8 protein-coding genes are annotated in these 9,248 nt (G+C 62.7%); all 8 read left to right on the top strand.

Features of this window, described 5'->3' with window-relative positions:
- On the top strand, positions 1 to 360 hold a 360-nt coding region (locus tag EN879_RS13440; RefSeq protein WP_127274085.1), incomplete at its 5' end, for a protease inhibitor Inh/omp19 family protein.
- A gap of 166 nt (positions 361 to 526) precedes the next feature.
- Positions 527 to 1,726 (top strand): cell division protein ZapE, encoded by a 1,200-nt coding sequence (gene zapE / locus EN879_RS13435; RefSeq protein WP_027163284.1) that lies wholly within the window; start codon positions 527 to 529, stop codon positions 1,724 to 1,726.
- 368 nt (positions 1,727 to 2,094) lie between these two features.
- Entirely contained in the window at positions 2,095 to 3,063 is a 969-nt protein-coding gene (gene mdh / locus EN879_RS13430) for a malate dehydrogenase (RefSeq protein WP_013528846.1), read from the top strand.
- Positions 3,064 to 3,106: 43 nt separating this feature from the next.
- Positions 3,107 to 4,300 carry an ADP-forming succinate--CoA ligase subunit beta gene (gene sucC, locus EN879_RS13425; RefSeq protein ID WP_024504973.1) on the top strand — a complete coding sequence of 398 codons (1,194 nt, stop codon included), beginning with the start codon at positions 3,107 to 3,109 and terminating at the stop codon, positions 4,298 to 4,300.
- A 4-nt stretch (positions 4,301 to 4,304) separates the two neighbouring features.
- Positions 4,305 to 4,676 carry a cupin domain-containing protein gene (locus EN879_RS13420; RefSeq protein WP_013528848.1) on the top strand — a complete coding sequence of 124 codons (372 nt, stop codon included), beginning with the start codon at positions 4,305 to 4,307 and terminating at the stop codon, positions 4,674 to 4,676.
- A gap of 41 nt (positions 4,677 to 4,717) precedes the next feature.
- Positions 4,718 to 5,620 carry a succinate--CoA ligase subunit alpha gene (gene sucD / locus EN879_RS13415; protein ID WP_013528849.1) on the top strand — a complete coding sequence of 301 codons (903 nt, stop codon included), beginning with the start codon at positions 4,718 to 4,720 and terminating at the stop codon, positions 5,618 to 5,620.
- A gap of 128 nt (positions 5,621 to 5,748) precedes the next feature.
- Positions 5,749 to 8,736 carry a 2-oxoglutarate dehydrogenase E1 component gene (locus EN879_RS13410; RefSeq protein WP_027163286.1) on the top strand — a complete coding sequence of 996 codons (2,988 nt, stop codon included), beginning with the start codon at positions 5,749 to 5,751 and terminating at the stop codon, positions 8,734 to 8,736.
- Positions 8,737 to 8,783: 47 nt separating this feature from the next.
- Positions 8,784 to 9,248, top strand: a 465-nt coding sequence (locus EN879_RS13405; protein ID WP_206520944.1) for a biotin/lipoyl-containing protein, incomplete at its 3' end; no start/stop codon positions are given.

Genomic DNA, 9,248 nt, shown 5'->3' with positions numbered 1-9,248 from the left:
CCGTCTCAATTCCCGACCGCTCCTGCGAACACGCAGGTCGCCGCGCTGCCTTCGGATGGTTCGGCGCCGGCCGGCGCTTCGGACGTGACTGCCGCCAGCGTCGCCGGTGTCTGGAACGCCAGCGTTGCGGGCCAGAGCTGCAAGGTGGCGACACCGCAGACCAAATTCGGCGCCGGCTTCCGCGCTGGGCCGCTGCATTGCCCGGCGCCGATGGACGGCGTCAAGTCGTGGAACGTCGCCGGCAAGCAGCTGACGCTCTATGACGAGAGTGGCGGTGCGCTGGCGCGGCTCTATTCCTCGGGCGGCTCGAAATTCGACGGCCAGACTTCCAACGGCCAGCCGATTTCGCTTACAAGGTAGGCTAATGCATGTCGCCCAAAAGTGACCGCGGTTTTGGGAAAACAAAGATCTAAAGCGGGTCGTCTGAATCCGTTCAGACACGACCGCTTTAGTCCTCCGAATGCGTGTCGCGCAGAAGTGACCCCGATTTCGGGACAGCGACATGCATAAACAAATGACGTGACCGATGCATCTGCGTGACGGCCTCCAGACCCATGCGACCGTCAGGCAGCGCTACGAGCATCTGGTGGAAACCGGTACGATCGACCGCGATCCGGCGCAGGAACGGATCGTTGCGGCGCTCGACCTGCTGACCGATGAGATTTCGGCCAAGCGGCTGGCGCATAAGTCGAGCGCGCTGGGCTGGCTGTTCGCCCGCAAGCGCGAGACGCATGAGGCCGTCAAAGGCCTTTACATCCATGGCGGCGTCGGTCGCGGCAAGACCATGCTGATGGATATGTTCTTCGAGTTGCTGCCGGTGCGGCGCAAGCGCCGCGTCCACTTCAACGACTTCATGGCGGACGTGCAGGACCGTATCCAGAAGCACCGGCAGGCGCGCAAGAACGGCGACGTCAAGCAGGACGACCCGATCCCGCCGGTGGCCAAGGCCCTTGCCGAGCAAGCCTGGGTGCTGTGCTTCGACGAGTTCTCGGTCACCGACATCGCCGACGCGATGATCCTGTCCAGGTTGTTTTCGGCGCTGTTTGCCAGCGGTGTGGTGCTGGTCGCCACCTCGAATGTGGCGCCGGAAAACCTCTACAGCGACGGGCTGAACCGTCAGCTTTTCCTGCCCTTCATCGGCATACTGGAGCGGCACACACAGGTGCTGGCGCTCGATGCCGACAAGGACTACCGGCTGGAAAAGCTCGCCCGGACACCGGTCTATGTCACGCCGGCCGATGCGGCGGCGGACCAGCTACTCGACGAGGCCTGGCAAGCCATGACGCGCAACGCGCCGACCGCCGAGACATCGATTGCCCTCAAAGGGCGGCAGGTGATCGTGCCGCGTGCGGCAGGCGATGCGGCGCGGTTCTCCTTCGCCGATCTCTGCGAAAAGCCGCTTGGCGCGCGCGATTTCCTGGCGATCGCCGGACGCTTCTCAACCATTTTCATCGACCACGTCCCGGTGCTCGGCGAAGGCAAGCGCAACGAGGCCAAACGCTTCATCCTTCTGATCGACACGCTCTACGACCATCATGTGCGGCTGGTGGTGAGCGCCGAAGCGCCGCCGCAAGCGCTTTATGCCGCCAAGCGCGGCGTGGAGGTCTTCGAGTTCGAGCGCACCGCATCGCGGCTGATCGAGATGCAAAGCCGCGACTGGCTGGAGGATTGGGCGGAGCGGCAGAAAGGGAAGCCGGCGCCAGAGGCACAGCAGGCGCAGGCCTGAATTTCCAGGGAATGCATCGGTAGCGATCCTTTGCCCCTCTCTGTCATGCCAACGTCTACAACTCGAACCTCCTCGGCCACCCGCATCACAAGGGCGTCATTACCCGCATTCAGCCTTACGATTTCCATCTTCGTCGGTTATTTCCTCCCAAGTCGGCTTACAAACTTTGACGTTTACGTAAATCCCAAATGATCTAACCGATTGAAAACACTGACGCCAAAATAATCGTTTGAATTTTTTCCGTGCCGGGGCTATTGGGTGCGGCGAAAATTCGCGGTTCCCCGCAGCATTCCGGCCTCTTCTTCGACGCCGCCATCAAGTCACAGAGATTTGAGACGTCGTCACCGACAAAGGGAAAACATCCTCACATGGCACGCAACAAGATAGCGCTTATCGGCTCTGGCATGATCGGCGGCACGCTCGCTCACATGATCGGCCTCAAGGACCTCGGCGACGTGGTGCTGTTCGATATTGCCGAAGGTATCCCGCAGGGCAAGGGGCTCGATATCGCGCAGTCGTCGCCTGTCGATGGCTTCGACTCCAGGCTCACCGGCATCAACGACTATGCCGGCATCGAAGGCGCCGACGTCTGTATCGTCACCGCCGGCGTGCCGCGCAAGCCCGGCATGAGCCGCGACGACCTTCTGGGCATCAACCTTAAGGTCATGGAGCAGGTCGGCGCCGGGCTGAAGAAGTATGCGCCGAAGGCTTTCGTCATCTGCATCACAAACCCGCTCGACGCCATGGTGTGGGCGCTGCAGAAGTTCTCAGGCCTGCCCAACAGCCACGTCGTCGGCATGGCCGGCGTGCTCGACAGCGCGCGCTTCCGCTATTTCCTGGCCGAGGAATTCAAGGTCTCGGTCGAGGACGTCACCGCCTTCGTGCTCGGCGGCCACGGCGATTCCATGGTGCCGATGATCCGCTACTCGACGGTATCGGGCATTCCGCTGCCCGACCTCATCAAGATGGGCTGGACCTCGAAGGAGAAGCTCGACCAGATCGTGCAGCGCACCCGCGACGGCGGCGCCGAGATCGTCGGCCTGCTCAAGACCGGCTCGGCCTATTACGCGCCGGCCGCTTCGGCGATCTCGATGGCCGAAGCCTATCTCAAGGACAAGAAGCGCGTGCTGCCCTGTGCGGCGTATCTCTCCGGCCAGTATGGCGTCAAGAATACCTATGTCGGCGTTCCCGTGGTGATCGGCGCCGGCGGCGTCGAGCGCATCATCGAGATCGAGCTCAACAAGAGCGAGCAGAAGATGTTCGACTCCTCCGTGGCGACGGTGCAGGGCCTGACCGAGGCCTGCGTCAAGATCGCGCCGCAACTCGCCTCCAAATGAATCTCCAGTAAGTGAACCCCCAGTCGATCCGGAGACCATACAGATGAACATCCATGAGTATCAGGGCAAGGCACTGCTGAAGTCGTTCGGCGCGCCGGTGGCCGAAGGCGTGCCGGTGTTCAAGGCGAGCGAAGCGGAAGCCGCCGCCAAGGCGCTGCCGGGCCCGCTCTATGTGGTGAAGAGCCAGATCCATGCCGGCGGCCGCGGCAAGGGCAAATTCACCGAGCTCGGCCCGGACGCCAAGGGCGGCGTGCGGCTGGCGAAATCGGTGGCCGATGTCGTCGCCAACGCCAACGAGATGCTGGGCAACACTCTGGTGACCAAGCAGACCGGCCCGGCCGGCAAGCAGGTCAACCGCCTCTATATCGAAGACGGCGCCGACATCGAACGCGAGCTCTATCTGTCGATCCTGGTCGACCGTTCGGTCGGCCGCATTGCCTTCGTCGTCTCGACCGAGGGCGGCATGGACATCGAGGCGGTCGCGCATGACACGCCGGAAAAGATCATCACCGTCGCCATCGACCCGGAAAAAGGTGTCACTTCAGCCGACCTGAAGGCGCTCAACGGCGCGCTCAAGCTCGACGGCGATGCGGCCAAGGACGGCGATACGCTGTTCCCGATCCTCTACAAGGCCTTCGTCGAGAAGGACATGAGCCTGCTCGAGGTCAATCCGCTGATCGTCATGAAGAACGGCCGGCTGCGCGTGCTCGACGCAAAAGTGTCGTTCGACAACAACGCGCTGTTCCGTCACCCCGACGTGCTCGAACTGCGCGACACCACCGAAGAGGACGAGAAGGAAATCGAGGCGTCGAAATACGACCTCGCCTATGTCGCGCTCGACGGCAATATCGGCTGCATGGTCAACGGCGCCGGCCTTGCCATGGCGACGATGGACATCATCAAGCTCTATGGCGCCGAACCCGCCAACTTCCTCGATGTCGGCGGCGGTGCGTCCAAGGAAAAAGTGACGGCGGCGTTCAAGATCATCACCAGGGATCCGGCGGTCAAGGGCATCCTGATCAACATCTTCGGCGGCATCATGAAGTGCGACATCATTGCCGAGGGCGTCATTGCCGCGGTCAAGGAAGTCGGCCTGGAAGTGCCGCTGGTGGTGCGCCTGGAAGGCACCAATGCCGAGCTGGGCAAGAAGATCATCAACGACAGCGGCCTGAACGTGGTGTCGGCCGACGATCTCGACGATGCAGCCAAGAAGATCGTGGCGGCGGTGAAGGGCTGATCTGGTGCCTCCGCATAAGATAAACCTGGTCGAGGCTGCGGATCAAAAGATCAAGAAGGTCTTCGATCCGCATATCGCCGGCGACGTCAACGACAGCCAGGCGAAGGTCGCCAAGTTCGGCGAGGTCTTCGATTGGCACGCGCATGACAATGAGGACGAAGCCTTCCTCGTGCTGCGTGGGCGTATTGCCATCGATTTCCGCGACGGCCCGGTCGAACTCGGCGAGGGCGATTTCATCGTCGTGCCGCGCGGCGTCGAACACCGGCCGCGCTCGCTCACCGTTGAGCCCGTGGTGCTGATGTTCGAGCCGGCAACGACGCTCAACACCGGCAACGCCAAGAGCGACCTCACCGTCGCCGACTTGAAGCGGCTCTGACCATGTTTTCCTCGATCAACGGTTTTTAGAAAAGGGCTCCCATGTCCATCCTCGTCGACAAGAACACCAAGGTGCTGGTGCAGGGCCTGACCGGCAAGACCGGCACGTTCCACACCGAACAGGCGCTGGCCTATCACGGCACGAAAATGGTCGGCGGCATCCATCCCAAGAAGGGTGGCGAGACGTGGACCGGCGCGAAGGGCGAAAGCCTGCCGATCTTCGCCACCGTCGCCGAGGGCAAGGAAAAGACCGGTGCCAATGCGTCCGTCGTCTATGTGCCGCCGGCAGGCGCCGCCGAAGCCATCCTCGAAGCGATCGAGGCCGAGATCCCGCTGATCATCTGCATCACCGAAGGCATACCGGTGATGGACATGATCAGGGTCAAGGCCAGGCTCGACCGTTCGACCTCGCGGCTGATCGGCCCGAACTGCCCGGGCGTGCTGACGCCCAACGAATGCAAGATCGGCATCATGCCCGGAAACATCTTCCGCAAGGGCTCGGTCGGCGTTGTTTCGCGGTCGGGAACGCTTACTTATGAGGCAGTGTTCCAGACCACCAATGTCGGCCTCGGCCAGACCACCGCCGTCGGCATTGGCGGCGACCCCGTCAAAGGCACCGAGTTCATCGACATGCTCGAGATGTTCCTCGCCGACGAGGAGACCAAGTCGATCATCATGATCGGCGAGATCGGCGGTTCGGCCGAGGAAGACGCCGCGCAGTTCCTCAAGGACGAAGCCAAGCGTGGCCGCAAGAAGCCGATGGCCGGCTTCATCGCCGGGCGCACGGCGCCGGCCGGCCGCACCATGGGCCACGCCGGCGCGGTCATCTCCGGCGGCAAGGGCGGCGCCGAAGACAAGATCGCGGCGATGGAATCGGCCGGGATAAAAGTTTCGCCGTCGCCGGCAAGGCTGGGCACGACCTTGGTCGAAGCGATCAAAGGGTAAGGGAGTAGGGGAGTAAGGGAGTAGGGCAGTAGGGAAAATAGCAGCGGCAAAAAGCCCTGCTCCCCTATTCCCTTATTCCCCTACTCCCCTCCAAAAACAGGAGACGGAGCCGGGCTCCGCGGACAAAAATGGCAAGACAAGATCAGGCCAACGACCAATTTTCTCTCACCTCTTTCCTCTATGGCGGCAATGCCGATTACATCGACGCGCTTTATGCCGCCTATGAGGACGATCCAGCCTCGGTCAATCCCGAATGGCAGGAGTTCTTCGCCGGGCTGAAAGACGATTCCGGCGATGTGCGCAGGAACGCCAAGGGCGCCTCCTGGGCCAAGCCCTCCTGGCCGCTGCAGGCCAATGGCGAACTGGTGTCGGCGCTCGACGGCAATTGGGGCATCGTCGAGAAGACGATCGAAAAGAAGGTCAAGGACAAGGCGGTCACCAATGGCGTCGTCCTGTCCGACGCCGACGTGCACCAGGCGACGCGCGATTCGGTGCGCGCCATCATGATGATCCGCGCCTACCGCATGCGCGGCCATCTGCACGCCAATCTCGATCCGCTCGGCATCGCCAAGCCGCTCGAGGATTACAACGAGCTGTCGCCGGAAAACTACGGCTTCACCGAAGCCGATTACGACCGGCCGATCTTCCTCGACAATGTGCTGGGGCTTGAATTCGGCAGCATCCGGCAGATGCTGGAAATCCTGACCCGCACCTATTGCTCCACGCTCGGCGTCGAGTTCATGCATATTTCCGACCCTGAGGAAAAGGCCTGGATCCAGGCGCGCATCGAGGGTGCCGACAAGGAGATCACCTTCACCGCCGCCGGCAAGAAGGCGATCCTGCAGAAGCTGGTCGAGGCTGAAGGCTTCGAGCAGTTCATCGACGTCAAGTACAAGGGCACCAAGCGCTTCGGCCTCGATGGCAGTGAGGCGCTGATCCCGGCGCTGGAGCAGATCGTCAAGCGCGGCGGCCAGCTCGGCATGAAGGAAATCGTGCTCGGCATGGCGCATCGCGGCCGGCTGAACGTGCTCTCCCAGGTGATGGCCAAGCCGCACCGCGCCATCTTCCACGAGTTCAAGGGCGGCTCTGCGGCACCCGATGAGGTCGAAGGCTCGGGCGACGTCAAGTACCATCTCGGCGCCTCGTCGGACCGCGAGTTCGACGGCAACAAGGTGCATCTGTCCTTGACCGCCAACCCCTCGCATCTGGAAATCGTCGATCCGGTGGTGATGGGCAAGGCGCGCGCCAAGCAGGATTATCTGTTCGGCCGCAGCCGCGAGGAAATCGTGCCGCTGGAAGAGCGCGCCAAGGTGCTGCCGCTCTTGCTGCATGGCGATGCCGCCTTCGCCGGTCAGGGCGTGATCGCCGAGATCCTCGGCCTGTCCGGCCTGCGCGGCCACCGCGTCGCCGGCACGCTGCATTTCATCATCAACAACCAGATTGGTTTCACCACCAACCCGCGCTTTTCGCGCTCCTCGCCCTATCCGTCCGACGTCGCCAAGATGATCGAAGCACCGATCTTCCACGTCAATGGCGACGACCCGGAAGCCGTGGTGCACGCCACCAAGGTGGCGATCGAGTTTCGCATGAAGTTTTTCAAGCCTGTTGTGGTCGATATGTTCTGCTATCGCCGCTTCGGCCACAATGAGGGCGACGAACCGGCCTTCACCCAGCCGATCATGTACCGCAACATCCGCAACCACAAGACGACGGTGCAGATCTATGGCGACCGGCTGATCGCCGAGGGTCACCTCACCCAGGCCGAGCTCGACCAGTTGAAAGCCGACTGGCGGGCGCATCTGGAATCCGAATGGGAAGTCGGCCAGCACTACAAGCCCAACAAGGCTGACTGGCTCGACGGCGCCTGGTCGGGCCTGCGCACTGCCGACAACCAGGACGAACAGCGGCGCGGCAAGACCGCCGTGCCGGTCAAGACACTGAAGGAAATCGGCAGGAAGCTGACCGAGGTGCCGAAGGACTTCGAGGCGCACAAGACGATCATCCGCTTCCTCGAAAACCGCCGCCAGGCGATCGAGTCCGGCGAAGGCATCGACTGGTCGACGGCCGAGGCGCTGGCCTTCGGCGCCATCCTGCTCGACGGCAATCCGATCCGCCTGTCGGGGCAGGATTCCGAACGCGGCACCTTCTCGCAGCGCCATTCCGTGCTCTACGACCAGCGCGACGAGACCCGCTACATCCCGCTCAACAATCTGTCGGCGGCTCAGGCCGGCTACGAAGTCATCAACTCGATGCTGTCGGAAGAGGCGGTTCTGGGCTTCGAATACGGCTACAGCCTGGCCGAGCCAAAGGCGTTGACCTTGTGGGAAGCGCAGTTCGGCGACTTCGCCAACGGCGCCCAGGTGGTGTTCGACCAGTTCATCTCGTCAGGCGAACGCAAGTGGCTCAGAATGTCGGGCCTCGTCTGCCTCTTGCCGCATGGCTATGAAGGCCAGGGTCCGGAACATTCCTCGGCCCGGCTCGAACGCTTCCTGCAGCTTTGCGCCGAAGACAACATGCAAGTCGCCAACTGCACCACGCCGGCCAACTACTTCCACATATTGCGCCGGCAGCTGAAGCGCGACTTCCGCAAGCCGCTGATTCTGATGACGCCGAAGTCGCTGCTGCGCCACAAGCGCGCGGTGTCGACGCTGCCGGAAATTTCGGGCGAAAGCTCGTTCCACCGGTTGCTGTGGGACGATGCGCAGCTGCTTTCCGGACAAGCGATCAAGCTGGTCAAGGATTCCAAGATCCGCCGCGTCGTGCTGTGTTCGGGCAAGGTCTATTACGACCTCTATGAGGAGCGCGAGAAGCGCGGCATCAACGACATCTATCTGCTGCGCGTCGAGCAGCTTTACCCGTTCCCGGCCAAGGCGCTGATCACCGAACTGTCGCGGTTCCGCAATGCCGAGATGGTGTGGTGCCAGGAGGAGCCCAAGAACATGGGCGCCTGGTCGTTCATCGACCCGTATCTGGAATGGGTGCTGGCGCATATCGACGCCAAGCATCAGCGGGTGCGCTACACCGGCCGTCCGGCCGCCGCCTCGCCGGCGACCGGACTGATGTCGAAGCATCTCGCCCAGCTCGCCGCCTTGCTCGAAGACGCGCTTGGTGAATAGAGAAGATCTGGGCGAACAACAGAACCGAAAGAAAACGGACAGGCACAATGGCTACCGAAATCCGCGTTCCCACTCTCGGCGAATCCGTCACTGAAGCGACCGTCGGCAAATGGTTCAAGAAGGTTGGCGATACAATCGCCGCCGATGAACCGCTGGTCGAGCTCGAGACCGACAAGGTGACGGTGGAGGTGCCTGCCGCCGCCGCCGGCACGCTGGGTGAGATCACCGTCAAGGAAGGCGAGACGGTCGGTGTCGGCGCGCTGCTGGGGTCGATTTCGGCAGGCGGCGCGGCTCCCGCCACGAAGCCGCAAGCGGTGTCGCAGGCCTCGTCGCCGGATGCGGCATCGACCGGCAAGCAGGCCGCGGCCGAGACCGCCAAGATCGCCGGCGATGCCGGCCCGGTCGAGCCGCGCACCATGCCACCGGCACCGGCCGCGGCGAAACTGATCGCCGAAAGCAATCTCTCGGTCGACCAGATCTCCGGTTCGGGAAAGCGCGGCCAGGTGCTGAAA

Origin of the sequence: Mesorhizobium sp. M7A.F.Ca.AU.002.02.1.1 (genome assembly GCF_003998535.1) — a bacterium.
Lineage (GTDB): Bacteria > Pseudomonadota > Alphaproteobacteria > Rhizobiales > Rhizobiaceae > Mesorhizobium > Mesorhizobium ciceri.
The sequence above is the reverse complement of the archived record's forward strand: the minus strand, read 5'-3'. Positions and strand labels throughout refer to the sequence as shown.